Annotated in this window: 13 protein-coding genes; 8 read left to right on the top strand and 5 right to left on the bottom strand. The window is 62.7% G+C overall.

Annotated features, from left to right (window positions below):
- The 4 genes from AC07W0_RS04360 (at position 1) to AC07W0_RS04345 (ending at position 4861) form a co-directional block, all read left to right on the top strand.
- On the top strand, positions 1-1626 hold the full coding sequence (locus tag AC07W0_RS04360) for a cytochrome P450 (protein WP_102617086.1): 1626 nt from the start codon (positions 1-3) through the stop codon (positions 1624-1626).
- A complete protein-coding gene (locus AC07W0_RS04355) occupies positions 1623-2468 on the top strand; it encodes an alpha/beta hydrolase (RefSeq protein WP_017846257.1) in 846 nt (281 codons plus the stop codon). The genes AC07W0_RS04360 and AC07W0_RS04355 overlap by 4 nt, the downstream gene beginning before the upstream one ends.
- Before the next feature lie 134 nt (positions 2469-2602).
- Positions 2603-3706 (top strand): enoyl-CoA hydratase/isomerase family protein, encoded by a 1104-nt coding sequence (locus AC07W0_RS04350; protein ID WP_046489483.1) that lies wholly within the window; start codon positions 2603-2605, stop codon positions 3704-3706.
- Between the two features lie 3 nt (positions 3707-3709).
- A complete protein-coding gene (locus AC07W0_RS04345) occupies positions 3710-4861 on the top strand; it encodes an acyl-CoA dehydrogenase family protein (RefSeq protein WP_102617085.1) in 1152 nt (383 codons plus the stop codon).
- A 63-nt stretch (positions 4862-4924) separates the two neighbouring features.
- Here AC07W0_RS04345 and AC07W0_RS04340 read toward each other — a convergent pair whose 3' ends face one another.
- The 5 genes from AC07W0_RS04340 to AC07W0_RS04320 are packed head-to-tail and all read right to left on the bottom strand — an operon-like array spanning position 4925 to position 10484.
- Positions 4925-5698 (bottom strand): enoyl-CoA hydratase, encoded by a 774-nt coding sequence (locus AC07W0_RS04340; RefSeq protein ID WP_046489481.1) that lies wholly within the window; start codon positions 5696-5698, stop codon positions 4925-4927.
- An 11-nt stretch (positions 5699-5709) separates the two neighbouring features.
- Entirely contained in the window at positions 5710-6837 is a 1128-nt protein-coding gene (locus AC07W0_RS04335; RefSeq protein ID WP_046383503.1) for an acyl-CoA dehydrogenase, read from the bottom strand.
- 9 nt (positions 6838-6846) lie between these two features.
- Complete coding sequence (locus tag AC07W0_RS04330; protein ID WP_017846262.1) at positions 6847-8031, bottom strand: acetyl-CoA C-acyltransferase; 1185 nt, start codon at positions 8029-8031, stop codon at positions 6847-6849.
- A 13-nt stretch (positions 8032-8044) separates the two neighbouring features.
- The gene (locus tag AC07W0_RS04325) at positions 8045-8812 is read right to left on the bottom strand and encodes an SDR family NAD(P)-dependent oxidoreductase (protein ID WP_017846263.1); all 768 of its coding nucleotides are present in this window, start codon (positions 8810-8812) and stop codon (positions 8045-8047) included.
- A 22-nt stretch (positions 8813-8834) separates the two neighbouring features.
- On the bottom strand, positions 8835-10484 hold the full coding sequence (locus tag AC07W0_RS04320; RefSeq protein ID WP_017846264.1) for an AMP-binding protein: 1650 nt from the start codon (positions 10482-10484) through the stop codon (positions 8835-8837).
- A 236-nt stretch (positions 10485-10720) separates the two neighbouring features.
- On the opposite strand from AC07W0_RS04320, the gene AC07W0_RS04315 reads away from it, so the two are divergent.
- The 4 genes from AC07W0_RS04315 (at position 10721) to AC07W0_RS04300 (ending at position 16100) form a co-directional block, all read left to right on the top strand.
- Positions 10721-11614 carry a bestrophin family protein gene (locus tag AC07W0_RS04315; RefSeq protein ID WP_102617115.1) on the top strand — a complete coding sequence of 298 codons (894 nt, stop codon included), beginning with the start codon at positions 10721-10723 and terminating at the stop codon, positions 11612-11614.
- Positions 11615-11690: 76 nt separating this feature from the next.
- On the top strand, positions 11691-12749 hold the full coding sequence (locus tag AC07W0_RS04310) for a tetratricopeptide repeat protein (protein ID WP_017846266.1): 1059 nt from the start codon (positions 11691-11693) through the stop codon (positions 12747-12749).
- A gap of 142 nt (positions 12750-12891) precedes the next feature.
- The gene (locus AC07W0_RS04305) at positions 12892-14394 is read left to right on the top strand and encodes an ATPase domain-containing protein (protein ID WP_026139937.1); all 1503 of its coding nucleotides are present in this window, start codon (positions 12892-12894) and stop codon (positions 14392-14394) included.
- Entirely contained in the window at positions 14391-16100 is a 1710-nt protein-coding gene (locus tag AC07W0_RS04300; RefSeq protein WP_102617084.1) for an ATP-binding protein, read from the top strand. The genes AC07W0_RS04305 and AC07W0_RS04300 overlap by 4 nt, the downstream gene beginning before the upstream one ends.
- The last annotated feature ends 42 nt before the right edge of the window (positions 16101-16142 follow it).

The following is a 16142-nucleotide window of genomic DNA, read 5'->3' as shown; positions in this document are numbered from 1 at the left end:
ATGAACCCTCAAGGCAAACCCGACTTCCGCGACCCCGACACGGTTCGCGATCCCTACCCGGCCTACGCGTTTCTACGCACCCATCATCCCGTGTATTGGAGTTCCCAGCACAAGGCGTGGATGCTGACCCGCTTCGATGACGTCTTCAAAGCGCAAAGCGACGCCACCCGCTACTCCTCGGATCGGATACGCCAGTTGGTAAACGCGCAACTGCCGCCCGAAAAGCGCGCGATGTACGAGCCCTTTATTGAAAAAGCATCGCGCTGGATGTACGCCCAGGATGGCAAAGTCCATGAGGCCAGCCGCCATCTGCTCGGCCGCGCATTCACGCCGCGCTCGATTGAAGCGCTGCGGGCAGACGTCCAGGCGGTTACCGATGAACTCCTCGCCACAGTGGGCCCTTCCGCCGAACTGATGAGCCGTCTGTTCAATCAGGTGCCGGCCAGAGTGCTGGCGATGCTCTACGGCATCCCCAAAAAAGATGCGCTCAAGCTGCGGCGCTGGACCGATGTGATCCTGATGTTTCTGGTCGGCAACCTTGACCCGGCGAATACTCCCGGCGCCGCCGCGCAAGGCCTGGAGGAGATGTATGCGTACTTCGGCAACCTGATCGAGCGACGCCGGCAGGCCCCGCGTGACGACTTGGTCAGCCGTGTCATTGCCGCCGCCGGCCCCGACACGAGCACAGACGATCTGCTGGCCCAGGTGGCCTTTGTTCTGGTGGCTGGCTACACCACCAGCGCCGATATGCTGGGCATCGGCCTGTGGTACTTGTTGACCAACCCTGCCCAACTGAACGCACTGCTGGCCGATGGTTCGTTGATGAAACCCGCGATCGAAGAAATGCTGCGCATTGATCCGTCGGGGCAGTTCAGCCATCGCGTCGTGACGCAAGATATCGAACTCAGAGGCCAGACCCTGCGCAAAGGCGATCTGGTGTACCTGATACGCGCCGCTGCCAACCGCGACCCGGCGCACTTCGCCGACCCGGACCGCTTCAACATTCAACGCGCGAAAAACGACCACCTGGCCTTTGGCCGTGGCGTGCATTTCTGTCTGGGCCCGGCGCTGTTCCGGCTGGAGGCCGAGGTGGTGTTCAGCAGCCTGCTCAAGCGCTTCCCGAACTTGCGCCTGCTGGAGAAAAAGCCGCCGGTGTGGCGTACCAGTAACCTGCAGTTCCGCGGCTTGAAAACCCTCCACGTCGAACTTGAACCGATTCCAAAAGGCGCATCGATCCAGCGCTGCTTTTCCGCCGCTCCCTGGGAGAAAAATGGCGGTTACTGCCGTGCCTTGCGCGTCGGTGAAACCATCGTCACCAGTGGCACGGTAGCCTTCGACGAGCAGGGCAACCCCTACGCCAGCGACGATGTGTACTTACAGACCCGTCGCTGCCTGGAAATCATCGAAGCGGCGCTTAAACGGCTGGGCACCGATCGCACCCGAGTGATTGCCACACGCATGTACACCACCAACGTGAAGTGGTGGCCGCAAATCGCCCAAGCGCATAAGGAGTTTTTCGAGGGCTGCGAACCGACCACCATGTTGTTGGGCGTCAAGGCGCTGATAACCCCGGACTACCTGGTGGAAATCGAAGCCCAGGCACAGGCACCTGAGGCCAGGCCATGAGCCCCGAGCAGGCACGCCGGGAAGTGCGTGATGCGGTGGTGATGGATGTCAGCGACCTGACCCTGGCCACACCGGGGCAGCCGGTGGCCGTGAGGCTGTACCGGCCGGCCCGTCCTGCGCCGGCCGCGGTGCTGATGTATTTCCACGGCGGCGGCTGGGTTACAGGCGACCTCGATACCCACGACAGCTTTTGCCGGGTGATGGCGGAATGGGCCGGCTGCGCCGTGGTGGCGGTGGACTACCCGAGGCCACCGGAACAACGCTTCCCCGCCGCAGTAAAAAGCTGTTACGCCGCCACGGTCTGGATCGCCCGCCACGGTGCCAGCCTGGGCTTGGACACTCGGCGTATCGCCGTGGCGGGCGGTGGCTCGGGCGGCGGGCTTGCCGCGGTGATCGGCCAAATGGCCAGGGACCTGGGCGAGGCGCACATCGGTTTTCAATTACTGCTCTACCCGCTTCTCGACTGCCTGGCGCGCAATCGTTCCCGACATGACTTCGCCACAGGCTTCGGGCTGACGGCCGAATTGCTGGAGTGGTACGTGAGCCACTACGTACCCGCCGATACGCCGCGGGCGCATCCTTGGCTTTCACCGGCCCGCGATCCGTGCCTGCAGGGCTTGCCTGCGGCCTTGATCATCACCGCCGGCTGCGATCCGCTGCGCGATGAAGGGCGCGCCTTCGCACGGCGCTTGAAAACCGCCGGGGTGCCGGTGCGGCACAAAGAGTACCCAGGCATGCGCCACGGGTTTATCAACCACCCCGCTGCCGAGCCTGCGGCCAGGCGGGCCGTGCTGCTCTGCGCCGAGGCTCTGGCCGGCTACTTTCATCCTTCGGCGGCCTGATCGCCGGTTCTGCATAAATGCAAAAACGACCTGCATGATTCCCGGTTGTACTGGGCAAATTTGCACTGGTACGATCGCGGGAGCGTTCGTCCCCGAACATATTGATAAAGAACAATAAAAGCAGGGAGTTACAGATGACTGCTCAGGTTTCATCCGAGGCAAGCCACGCCGACAGGCTTCAGCAAGAGGTTCTGGCCGACGTTCGCAACCATATTGGCCACCTTACCCTCAATCGCCCCGCCGGCTTGAACGCCATCACCCTGAACATGGTTCGCAGCCTGACCGAACAGCTACAGGCATGGGCAGACGATCCCCAGGTGTACGCCGTGGTCCTACGCGGTGCCGGTGAAAAAGCCTTCTGCGCGGGCGGCGATATTCGCTCGCTTTACGACAGCTTCAAGAACGGCGACAGCCTGCACCAGGATTTCTTCGTCGAGGAATACGCCCTCGACCTGTCCATCCACCATTACCGCAAACCGATACTGGCCCTGATGGACGGTTTTGTCCTCGGCGGCGGCATGGGCCTGGTGCAAGGCGCGGATCTGCGCGTGGTCACCGAACGCAGCCGCCTGGCGATGCCGGAAGTGGCGATCGGTTACTTCCCCGACGTCGGCGGCAGCTACTTCCTGCCGCGCATTCCTGGCGAACTGGGCATTTATCTGGGCGTCACCGGCGTGCAAATTCGCGCGGCCGATGCGCTGTACTGCGGGCTGGCGGACTGGTACCTGGACAGCACCAAACTGGCCGACCTCGACCAGAAACTCGACCAGCTGTTGTGGCAAGACTCCCCTCTCAAGGACCTGCAAGGCGTGTTGGCCAAGCTGGCCGTGCAACAACTGCCGGACGCCCCGCTTGCCGCCTTGCGCCCCGCTATCGATCATTTCTTTGCCCTGCCGGACGTGCCGAGCATTGTCGAACAACTGCAGCAAGTAACGGTTGCCAACAGCCATGAATGGGCGCTGACCACGGCTAACCTGATGCAAACCCGTTCGCCGCTGGCCATGGCCGTAACCCTGGAAATGCTGCGGCGCGGGCGCCGTTTGCGGCTGGAGCAGTGTTTCGCCCTGGAACTGCATCTGGATCGCCAGTGGTTCGAGCGTGGCGACCTGATTGAAGGCGTCCGCGCCCTGATCATCGACAAGGACAAGAGCCCGCGCTGGAACCCGTCGACGCTCCATGGGCTGGACCCGAGCCACGTGGAAAGCTTCTTCCACAACTTCACGCAGGTTGCGAGATAAGCCATGCAAGATATTGAATATACTGAAGAACAGATCATGATTCGCGACATGGCGCGCGACTTTGCCCGTGGCGAAATCGCCCCTCACGCGCAGGCCTGGGAAAAAGCCGGCTGGATCGATGATGCCCTGGTGGCGAAGATGGGCGAACTGGGCCTGCTGGGCATGGTGGTGCCGGAAGAATGGGGCGGCACCTATATCGATTACGTGGCATATGCCTTGGCCGTGGAAGAGATTTCCGCCGGCGACGGCGCCACAGGCGCCTTGATGAGTATCCATAATTCAGTGGGTTGCGGGCCAATCCTCAACTACGGCACACCTGAACAGAAACAAACCTGGCTGGCCGACCTCGCCAGCGGCCAGGCCATCGGCTGCTTCTGCCTGACCGAACCGCAGGCCGGCTCCGAAGCCCACAACCTGCGTACCCGTGCCGAACTGCGCGACGGCCAGTGGGTGATCAATGGCGCCAAGCAGTTTGTCAGCAACGGCAAGCGCGCCAAGTTGGCGATTGTGTTTGCGGTGACCGATCCGGAACTGGGCAAGCGCGGCATTTCTGCCTTCCTGGTGCCGACCGACACGCCGGGGTTCGTGGTCGACCGTACCGAACACAAAATGGGCATCCGCGCCTCGGACACCTGTGCCGTCACCCTCAACCAGTGCAGCGTGCCTGAGGCCAACCTGCTGGGTGAGCGCTGCAAAGGCCTGGCGATTGCGCTGTCCAACCTGGAAGGCGGGCGCATCGGCATTGCCGCTCAAGCCCTGGGCATCGCCCGTGCTGCGTTTGAAGCGGCGCTGGCGTATGCCCGTGACCGCGTGCAGTTCGACAAGGCCATCATCGAGCACCAGAGCGTGGCCAACCTGCTGGCCGACATGCAAACCCGGCTCAATGCCGCACGCTTGCTGATCCTGCACGCCGCACGCCTGCGCAGTGCGGGCAAGCCGTGCTTGTCGGAAGCGTCCCAGGCCAAGCTGTTCGCCTCGGAAATGGCCGAAAAGGTCTGCTCCTCGGCGATGCAGATTCATGGCGGGTATGGGTATCTGGAGGATTATCCGGTGGAGCGCTACTACCGCGATGCGCGGATCACGCAGATCTACGAGGGCACCAGCGAGATTCAGCGGATGGTGATTGCACGGGAGCTGAAGAACTACCAGCTCTGACTGACACGCCACAAACCCCCTGTGGGAGCGTCCCACAGGGGGTTTGTGGCGTTTATAAGCTGCTTACTGGTCTTTGAATTCAGGCGCGCGCTTGGCCACGAATGCCGCCATGCCTTCCTTCTGATCCTGCGTCGCAAACGCCGCATGGAATACCCGACGCTCAAAGCGCACGCCTTCCGACAGGCTCACTTCAAACGCCCGGTTCACGCTTTCCTTGACCATCATGCTGATCGGCACCGACTTGCCGGCAATCAGCGTGGCGACTTTCAGCGCCTCTTCGAGCAGTTCATCGGCCGGGACAATACGCGCCACGATCCCACAACGCTCGGCTTCCACCGCATCGATAAAGCGTCCGGTCAGGCACATTTCCATGGCTTTGGCCTTGCCCACGGCGCGGGTCAGGCGCTGGGTGCCGCCCATGCCCGGCAGCACGCCGAGGTTGATTTCCGGCTGGCCGAACTTGGCGCCGTCGCCCGCCAGAATGAAGTCGCACATCAGCGCCAGCTCACAGCCGCCGCCCAGGGCGAAGCCGTTGACGGCAGCGATGATCGGCTTGCGACGGTTGGCCACGCGATCGGCCTCACTGAACAGGTCGTCGATATAGATTCGCGGGTAGGTCAGCTCGGCCATTTCCTTGATGTCGGCGCCGGCGGCGAAGGCTTTTTTCGAGCCGGTCAGCACGATGCAGCCGATTTCAGGGTTGCGTTCCAGGGTGTCCAGCGCCTGATTCAACTCGTTGATCAGTTGTGCGTTCAACGCGTTCAGGGCTTGCGGGCGGTTGAGGGTGATCAACCCGACACGGCCCTGCACGTCGAGCAAAATAGTTTCGTAACTCATATAGTGGCTCCTTAAAGATTGCGTGAGATGACCATGCGCTGAATATCGCTGGTGCCTTCGTAAATCTGGCAGACCCGCACATCGCGGTAGATCCGCTCCAAGGGGAAGTCGCTCAGGTAACCGTAACCGCCCAAGGTTTGCAAGGCGGCAGAGCAGACTTTCTCGGCCATTTCCGAGGCGAACAGCTTGGCCATGGACGCCTCGACCAGCGCCGGTTTGCCGCTGTCGCGCAGGGCGGCGGCGTAATGCACCATTTGCCGCGCGACGGCGATTTGCGTGGCCATGTCCGCCAGGCGGAAGGCCACGGCCTGGTGTTCGATCAAGGTTTTGCCAAAGCTTTCGCGCTCGCGGGCATAGTCGCGCGCCGCTTCAAAGGCAGCGCGGGCCATGCCCACCGATTGCGAGGCAATGCCGACCCGCCCGCCTTCGAGGTTGGCCAGGGCGATGCGGTAGCCTTCGCCCTCCTCCCCCAGACGATTGGCGAGCGGCACCTTGACGTCTTCGAACAGGATCTGGCAAGTGTCCGACGCATGCTGGCCCAGCTTGTCCTCGACCCGCGCCACCGTGTAGCCCGGCGAATCCGTCGGCACGATAAACGCGCTGATGCCGCGCTTGCCCGCCGCCGGGTCGGTGACGGCAAACACAATCACGATGCCGGCGTTTTGCCCGGAGGTGATGAATTGTTTGCAGCCGTTCAACACATAGTGGTCGCCTTCGCGGCGCGCTCGGGTTTTCAGGCTGCTGGCATCGGAACCGGCCTGCGGCTCGGTCAACGCGAAGGCGCCGAGCATCGCGCCGCTGGCCAGGGGCTTGAGGAACTGCTCTTTCTGCTGATCGTTGCCGAACGTGAGGATCGGCACGCAGCCCACCGAGTTGTGTACGCTCATGATGGTCGAGCAGGCCCCGTCGCCGGCGGCGATTTCTTCCAGGGCCATGGCGTAGGCCAGGTAGCCGGTGTCGCAACCGCCCCACTGTTCCGGCACCAGCATGCCGAAGAAGCCCAGTTCGGCCATTTCGCCGATGGCCTCCTTGGGAAAGCGGTGCTCGCGGTCCCACTCGGCCGCGAACGGTTTCAGGCGTTCCTGGGCGAATTGTCGGGCCGCGTCGCTGATTTGCAGTTGTTCGTCATTGGGCAGCATGTTCAATCCTTAATACAGGCATTCGACTGCCATGGCCGTGGCTTCACCGCCGCCGATGCAGATGGCGGCGACGCCACGCTTGAGGCCTTTCTGGCGCAGGGCCGACAGCAGCGTCACCAGAATCCGCGCGCCTGAGGCGCCGATCGGGTGGCCCAGGGCACAGGCGCCGCCATGAATGTTGACCTTGTCGTGGGGGATCTCCAGCTTGCTCATGGTGATCAGGCTGACCACGGCAAAGGCTTCGTTGATTTCGAACAGGTCCACGTCGCCCAGGTTCCAGCCGGTCTTGCTCATCAACTTGCGGATCGCCCCCACCGGCGCCTCCGGAAACAGGCCCGGCTCATCGGCAAACGCCGCATGCCCACGGATCACCGCCAAGGGTTGCAGCCCGCGCTTGTGCGCCTCGGACTGACGCATCAGGAGCAAGGCCGCCGCACCGTCGGAAATCGAGCTGGAGTTGGCCGCAGTCACTGTGCCCCCTTCACGGAACGCCGGTTTCAGGCTGGCGATCTTCTCCGGCTTGGCTTTGGGCGGTTGCTCATCATGCAGGATGGTTTTTTGCTCCTTGCCCACTGTGACCTGCACCGGGACGATCTCGGCCGCGAAGCTGCCATTGCTGATCGCCGCTTGTGCGCGGCTCAGGGATGCAATGGCAAACGCATCCTGGGCCTCGCGGGTAAAGCCGTTATGTTGTGCGCAGTCTTCGGCAAAGGTGCCCATCAGGCGGCCTTTGTCGTAGGCGTCTTCCAGGCCGTCGAGGAACATATGGTCGAGCACGCGGCCGTGGCCCATGCGGTAGCCGCTGCGTGCGCGGTCCAGCAGGTACGGCGCGTTGGACATGCTTTCCATGCCGCCGGCAATCACCACATCAACGCTGCCGGCCAGCAGCGAGTCATGGGCAAGCATCGTCGCCTCCATGCCCGAGCCGCACATTTTGTTGAGGGTGGTGCAGCGGGTGGCCTTGTCCAGCCCGGCGCCAAGCGCGGCCTGGCGTGCCGGGGCCTGGCCGAGGCCGGCCGGCAGTACACAGCCGAACAGCACTTCATCCACGGCATCGCTGGCGATGCCGGCACGCTCGACGGCGGCGCGAATCGCCGCGGAGCCCAGTTGCGGCGCGGTCAGGCCTTTGAGATCGCCCTGGAACCCGCCCATGGGGGTGCGTGCGGCGCTGACAATTACGATGGGATCACTCATGACGCTTCCTCTCTTACTTGGCTGCCATGCGCAAGGCGCCGTCGAGACGGATCACCTCGCCATTGAGCATGCTGTTTTCAATGATGTGCCGAACCAACGCGGCGTATTCGCTCGGTTTGCCCAGGCGTGGCGGGAACGGCACGCCAGCGGCCAGGGAATCGCGGACTTCCGGGGTCATGCCAGCCATCATCGGGGTTTCGAAAATGCCGGGGGCGATGGTCATCACCCGAATACCGAAGCGCGCCAATTCACGCGCGGCGGGCAGGGTCAGGCTGGCGATCGCACCTTTGGACGCAGCATACGCTGCCTGGCCGATCTGCCCGTCAAACGCCGCCACCGACGCGGTATTGATGATCACGCCGCGTTCACCGTCGGCGTCTGCCTGGGTTTCTGCGATGGCCGCAGCGGCCAGGCGCAGCAGGTTGAAGCTGCCGATCAGGTTGACGTTGATCACCTGGGCAAAGCTGGCCAGCCCATGGGGGCCGTTCTTGCCGAGGATCTTCTCGCCGCGTACCACACCGGCGCAGTTCACCAGCCCGTGCAAGCCACCAAAGGCCGCAACGGTGGCCTGCACGGCGGCTTCGGCAGCGGCTTCCTGGCTGATGTCCGCCACCGCGCTGCGGGCGTTGTCGCCCAGTTGTTTGGCCTTGGCCGCGACGGCATCGGCGTTCAGGTCCACCAGCATCACCTTGGCGCCGGCGGCGACCAGCATGTCAGCGGTGGCTGCGCCGAGGCCCGAGGCGCCGCCGCTGACCAGAAAAACCTTGTTTGCAATCTGCATCGTTGTTTCCTTGAAAAGTGGATCAGGCCAACACGGCTTGCGCCTTGGCGATTTCCTGATTACGCAAAATGAAGCGCTGCAGCTTGCCGCTCGGGGTCTTGGGCAAGTCGCTGACAAATTCGATTTCCCGCGGGTAGGCATGCGCGGCCAGGCGCTGGCGTACATGCAGGCGCAATTCCTCGGCCAACTCGGGGGTGGCGCGGAACTGTTCGTTGATCACCACGAAGGCTTTCACCAGTTCGGTGCGTTCCGCGTCGGGCTTGCCGACGACCGCCGCTTCCACCACCGCCGGGTGTTCGACCAGCGCGCTTTCCACATCGAACGGGCCGACGCGGTAGCCGGAAGTGGTGATCACATCGTCACTGCGCCCGACGAAGCTGATGCTGCCGTCCGGGTTCAGTTCGACGGTATCGCCGCTGAGGTAGTACTTGCCGACAAACGCCTTGGTCCGCACGCCGTCATAGCCGGCGAACCAACACATCGGCGATTGCTCACGGTCGACGGCGAGAATCCCTGGCTGGCCGGCGGGCAATTCCTGGTGAGCGTCGTCCAGCACCACGATGCGATGCCCTGGCGAGGCAAAACCCGCCGAACCGACATGCACCGGGTGTTCCAGGCCGTGGTGATTGCACAGCACCATACCCAACTCGGTCTGGCCGTAATGGTCATGGATGGTCACCCCCAGGTTGTCGGCAAACCAGCGGATCACTTCCGGGTTCAGCGGCTCGCCGGCGCTGCTGACAATACGCAGCTTGCCCTTGATCGAGCGGGCGAATTGCTCGCCGCCGGCAATCAACAGGCGATACGCGGTCGGCGAGCCGGTCAGGTTGGTGATCCCATACTTATTGATCACCCGGCAGGTGCTTTCGAGGGTGAACGGGCCATCGTAGAAAGTAATCGGGTGGCCCATGGACAACGGTCCGGTCACACCGAAATAGATGCCATAGGCCCAGCCCGGGTCGGCAACGTTCCAGAATGCGTCTTCGGGGCGCAGGTCCACCGCGTCGCGGGTGTAGCTCTGGAACGCAACAATGGCCTTGAGCGGCACCGACAGCGCTTTCGACGGGCCGGTGGTGCCCGAGGTGAACATCAGCAGGAACGGGTCGTCAGCGCCCAGCAGCACCGGCTCGCAGTGGTTGGAATACGTGGCCAGCTCGGCCCAGAAGCTGAAATCACCGCGTACCAGGCCTTCGCCCTTGGCGCCAGTGACCGTGACGATCGTCGGGCAGCCTTCCACTTGCGCGAGCTTGGGCCGGTTCACCGCATCGGTGACCACCACGGCCGCGCCGGAACTGTTCAGGCGATGCTCAATGGCCTTGGGGCCGAAGGCGGTGAACAACGGTTGGTAGACGGCGCCGATGCGCCAGGTCGCAAGGACCACCACCAGTAATTCGGCGGTGCGTGGCAACAGGCCGGCCACTCTGTCGCCGCGTTTGACGCCCTGGGCCAGCAGGAAATTGGCGAAGCGTGCTGCCTGGTCTTGCAAGTCGCTGAAGGTGGATGTGGCACTGCGCCCATCCTTGCCTTCCCAGAACAGCGCAATGCGCCCTGGTAACGCATGCCGGTCGCAGCATTCCACGCAGGCATTGAGGCCTTGCAGGTTACCGGCCAAGGTGCTGTCGACGGTGTGTTGGTAATCGAACTCGGTAGTGGCAGCCAAATAGTCACGCATCGCTTCAAATCCTTCAGTATTTTTATTTTCAGGACGTTTTTTTCGGACAAGAACCGCGGAAATAGTCGCTCTAGAGCGCTGCAGCAGCAATGGTCAAAGCCACCAACATGCCTGACTGGTTTGGCCAATGCCGTTTGATCATAGACCCCGCCGATCAAGCGGTCGGCCCAAGCGATTGGACGCGCCGTCCGCCAGCTTCTAACCTGATGGCCTGCGCCACCGAAGAAGCCCCCCCGATGATCGTTCGCCCCAAACCCAACCTGCTGGGCATTCTGTTTTCGCTCAAGGGCTCGATCGCCAAGCGCATCGCCCTGCGCAGCCTGCTGGTCACGTTGCTGGCCTCGGTCATCGTGCTGGTGGAAACCCTGCACCCGGCGTATTTCTCCAAGGTCAATGCCACGCCGTTCACCTTGCTCGGGCTGTCGCTGTCGATCTTCATGAGTTTTCGCAACAACGCTTGCTACGACCGCTGGTGGGAAGGCCGCAAGCAACTCGGGCAGATGACCATCGAAGTGCGCTCACTGATCCGTGAAACCCAGGTATTCAGCGACCCGCTGGAGCGGGCCGGGCTGCTGCGCGGCCTGTGCGGCTTTGTCCATGGATTGATCGCGCGCCTGCGCCTGGAAGATGAGGCGCGAGCGGTGAAGCCCTGGATCGACGTCGAATCAGGCCATCCCAACCTCCCGGACCACGTCCTGCAACAGCTCGGCGCGCGGTTTTCCGGGCTGGCCGAACGGGGCGTGATCAGTGAATGGCGCTACACCCAGCTGGAAACCCGACTGGTCAGCCTGACCCAGGTGCAGGCAGCGTGCGAGCGGATCAAAAGCACACCGCTGCCCTTCCCCTACACCCTGCTGCTGCACCGCACCATTTACCTGTTCTGCATTCTGTTGCCGTTTGCCATGGCCGAACCGCTGGGCTGGCTGACACCGGTGTTCACCGCAATCGTCAGCTACACCTTCTTTGGCCTCGACGAAATCGGCGACGACCTGGAGGACCCCTTCGGCTTCGATGAGAACGACCTGCCCTGCAACGCGATCGTGCGGACCCTGGAGCGCGAGATTCTGGCGGCCCTCGGCGAAACGGCCTTGCCGCCTGCCCTGGAGCCGGTGGAATACGTGCTGACCTGATACAGGTTTGACACTCGCCGTGGTCTGACCGAAGCTGAGAGCTTTGCCCTAGCTGCCTAAGCTTTCGGACGCCTGCATGTCAAAGTCACGCCGTTACTCCATCATCGGCCTGTGCGCCCTGTTGTTGATTGTGCTGATCACCTGGTATTTCTCCCGTTCCACCCCGGTGGCCGTGCCGCCCGCCATTGCCCATGGCTACGCGAAAGCCTTGAAACAGGCGCGCAACGGCGAACCGGGCGCCGCCCGCGTGCTGTACCAGCAACTGGCCCGGCCGGACTTGTCCGACGAGCGTCGTGTGGCCTTGCACGCTGAGCTGCCCAATTACCCCAGCCCCCAGGCACTGAAGCTCGCCGACAAGGACCTGGCCGATGACTCGCCGCAGGTGCGTGAAGCGGCGATTCACAGCATCGTCGGCCTGGTGCCCACGGGCCAGCGCACGCTGCTGCTCGGGCCGTTGCTCGACGATCCGCAACAAGACGTGCGCTTTGCCGCCGCCAACGCATTGCTCGGCCTCTCGCCCGACACCCTCGGCCTGTATTTCGGGCCCTTGCAGCAGGTACTCGATGAGTTCGTGAAGAAGCTCAAGGCGCAACCTGAAACCGCCGAAGGTTGGCTCCAGCTGGCGCGCCTGTACATCCACAGCGCGCTGCTGCCGGAGGCGCAGAACGCCCTGGAGCAAGCAATGCGCCTGCAGCCGGACAACCTGCAAGCCGTGGTTGCGCAAATCGAACTGCTGGATAAACAAGGCAAGACCGACGAGTCCCGCCAACTGCTGGCCCGCCAGCTCGCGGCGCACCCCGAATCCGCGTACCTGCAACACGCCCTGGGCATGTGGTTGCTGCACCATGGCGAGCGTGCTTACGCCTTGCTCGGCCTGTCCAAGGCAGTGGAACTGGAACCGAGCAATCAGGATTACCGTTACGACCTGGCCACCACCCTGCACGCCCAGGAAGAACTCGAAGCCGCCCAGCGCCAGTTGGAAGAAATCATCCAGCGCCACCCGGCCAATCGCAAGGCGCGGGTGCTGCTGGTCAGCTACTGGAAAGAAAGCGGTCAATTGCAGAACGTTCAGGTGCTGCTGGCGCAGTTGGAGCAACAAAACCCGGATGATCCGGCGCTGCAACAGGGCCTGTAGGCGCGCCGCATCGCCGCCCAGGCGCTGACATTGCGCGCAAAAGACGAAAAGGCGGAACCCCGCTCATACGCCAGGGTCAAGAAGGTATAGCGCGCTCGAACGAGCGCGCACCCCTTACTCGTATGTGACCTGAGGGCACTTCTTGTCTATGTCCAACGCGCTGTTATCCGAAAAGGCGGCCACCGGTATCGAAGGTCTTGATGACATTCTTTGCGGCGGTTTGTCCCGCAGCCATCTGTTTCTGCTCGAAGGCGAACCAGGGACCGGCAAAACCACCGTCGCCCTGCACTTCCTGAAGGCAGGGGCAGAAAATGGTGAACGCTCGCTCTATATCACCTTGTCCGAAACCGAACGTGAATTGCGCCAGGGCGCAAAATCCCACGGCTGGGATCTGGATGACAATATCCATATTTTCGAGCTGACCCCGCCGGAAAGCCTGCTCAATGCCGAACAGCAGCAAAGCCTGTTGTACTCTTCCGACCTGGAACTGGGCGAGGCCACGCGGCAGATCTTTGAAGTGGTGGAACGGGTCAAGCCGACCCGCGTGGTGGTCGACAGCCTCTCCGAAATCCGCCTGCTGGCGCAAAGTTCCCTGCGTTATCGACGACAGATCCTGGCGATCAAGCACTATTTCGTGCGCTACGACGCCACGGTGTTGCTGCTCGACGACCTGACCACCGAATCCCTCGACAAAACCGTACACAGCGTCGCCCACGGGGTGATTCGCCTGGAAGAACTGACGCCCAATTACGGCGCCGAACGCCGTCGCGTGCGGGTCGTGAAGTACCGCGGCCAAAAGTACCGCGGCGGCTTCCACGATTTCACCATCATGGGCGATGGCGTGCATGTGTTCCCGCGGCTGGTGGCGGCCGAACATCGCGGCGGCTATGTGCGCGAGACCCTGAGCAGCGGCATTCGCGAAATGGATGCCTTGATGGGCGGCGGAGTCGAGACTGGCTCCAGCAGCCTGATCCTCGGCCCCGCCGGCACCGGCAAGTCGCTGATCTCGATGGTGTTTGCCGCCGCCGCCGTGGCGCGGGGCGAAAAAGCCGCGCTGTTCATCTTCGATGAGGAACTGGGCCTGCTCTTCGAGCGCATGAAAAACATGGGCATCGACCTCGCCGCGCTGCAAGCCACTGGCAACCTGCTGATCGAGCAAGTCGACGCGGCCGAGTTGACCCCCGGCGAGTTCTCGCACCGCGTGCGGCGCTGCGTGGATGAGCGCGGGATCAAGACTGTGGTGATCGACAGCATCAACGGCTATCAGGCCGCCATGCCGGAAGAAAATGCGCTGATCCTGCACATGCACGAACTGCTGCTGTATCTCAACCGCCGCGGCGTCGCCACGTTCATGACCGTCGCCCAGCACGGCCTGGTCGGTGACATGCAGGCGCCCGTCGACATTACCTACCTCGCCGACACGGTCATTCTGCTGCGCTATTTCGAAGCGTTGGGCAAGGTGCGCCGCGCCATTTCAATCATCAAGAAACGCACCGGTGCCCATGAATCGACCATTCGCGAGTACCGCATCAGCAGCCAGGGCATGACTGTCGGCGAGCCGCTCGATAATTTCCAGGGCGTACTGCGCGGTATCCCCACGTACATGGGCGCCGGCTCTCCTCTGCTCAAGGATGAGGGCCAGTGACGAGCCTATCGCCCGTCTCCGAGCGCGCCATCGTGCTTGCGCCGATGGGCCGCGACGGCACGTTGGCGCTGATGATGCTCAACGAGGCCGGGTACAGCGGCGTAATCGCCACGGGCCTGACGGCCTTGTGCAACGCACTGGAAGAAGGGGCCGGCCTGCTGATTATTGCTGCCGAAGCCTTGCGCGGCATCGATCTGGAGCCGCTGCTCGGGTATTTGCACCAACAGCCTGCGTGGTCGGATTTGCCCATCGTATTGATGACCCATCACGGCGGCGCCGAGCAGAACGGTTCCTCGCACCTGAGCGGGTTATTGGGCAATGTCACCTTCCTCGAGCGGCCTTTCCATCCTGTGACGTTGATCAGCCTGGTTACGGCGGCACTGCGCGGACGACGCCGACAATACGATGCGCGCGACCGGCTGATCGACCTGAGCGAAAGCGAACTGCGCTTGCAACGCACGCTGGAGACGCTCGAGCAGCAAGTAGAAGAACGCACGGCGCAGCTGCGCAGCAATGAAGAAGCGCTGCGTCAATCGCAGAAGATGGAGGCCGTCGGCCAGTTGACCGGCGGCATCGCCCATGACTTCAACAACATGCTCACCGGCATCATCGGCAGCCTGGAATTACTGCGCAGGCGCGTCTCCCGCGGCAAGCTGGATGACCTGGACAGCCTGATCGACCTGGGTGTCACCTCCGCCAACCGGGCCGCCGGCCTTACCCACCGCCTGCTCGCGTTCTCCCGGCGGCAGTCGCTGGATTCAAAACCCGTCGAGATCAACCAACTGGTGACCTCCATGGGCGAACTGTTGCAACGCAGCATCAATGAAAGCATTGCGCTGGACATGCGCCTCAGCGACCCGCTCTGGACCGCCGAAGCCGACCCCAACCAGTTGGAAAGCGCGCTACTCAACCTGGTGATCAACGCACGCGATGCCATGCCGAACGGCGGCAACCTCACCGTGGAAACCAGCAACCGCCATCTCGACAGCGTGTTCACCGCCGCCTACGGCACATTGCAACCCGGTGACTACGTTGAATTGAGCGTCAGCGACAGCGGCTGCGGTATCCCGGAAAGTTTAATGGGGCGCGTCTTCGATCCTTTCTTCACCACCAAACCGATCGGCCAGGGCACCGGCCTCGGCCTGTCGATGATTTACGGCTTTGCACGGCAATCCGGTGGCCATGTGACGATCCACAGCGAAGTCGGAAAAGGCACTACCGTCAGCCTGTTCCTGCCGCGTTTCGTCGGTGAAATGGTCGTGGCCGAAGCGGCCAACCCCGCGCGGCTGCCCTTTGCCAATACCGGTGAAACAGTGTTGATCGTCGAGGACGACCCGGCGGTACGGGTACTGATCAGCGCGGTGCTCAAAGAACTGGGCTATGCCTTTGTCGAGGCCAGCGATGCCAACACCGCACTGCCGATCATCGAGTCCGACCAGCGCATTGACCTGATGATCAGCGACGTCGGGCTGCCGGGCATGAACGGCCGGCAACTGGCGGAAATCGGCCGGCAGATTCGGCCGGAACTCAAGGTTCTATTTATCACCGGCTATGCCGAACACGCGGCGGTGCGCGGTGGTTTTCTGGACCCTGGGATGCAGTTGATTACCAAGCCGTTCACGTTTGATCTCTTGACGGCGAAAGTCAGGGAAATGATCCGCGCAGCCGCCAGCCAAGCGGAGGCGACTGGCAACAAGGTGCAATAAAGCCACGGTTCGAAAATGGAATCGGTCAAGGGGCTTGGGTAC

The sequence above is a fragment of the Pseudomonas sp. GW704-F2 genome (genome assembly GCF_059423025.1).
This window is presented reverse-complemented; position numbering and strand designations above follow the sequence as displayed.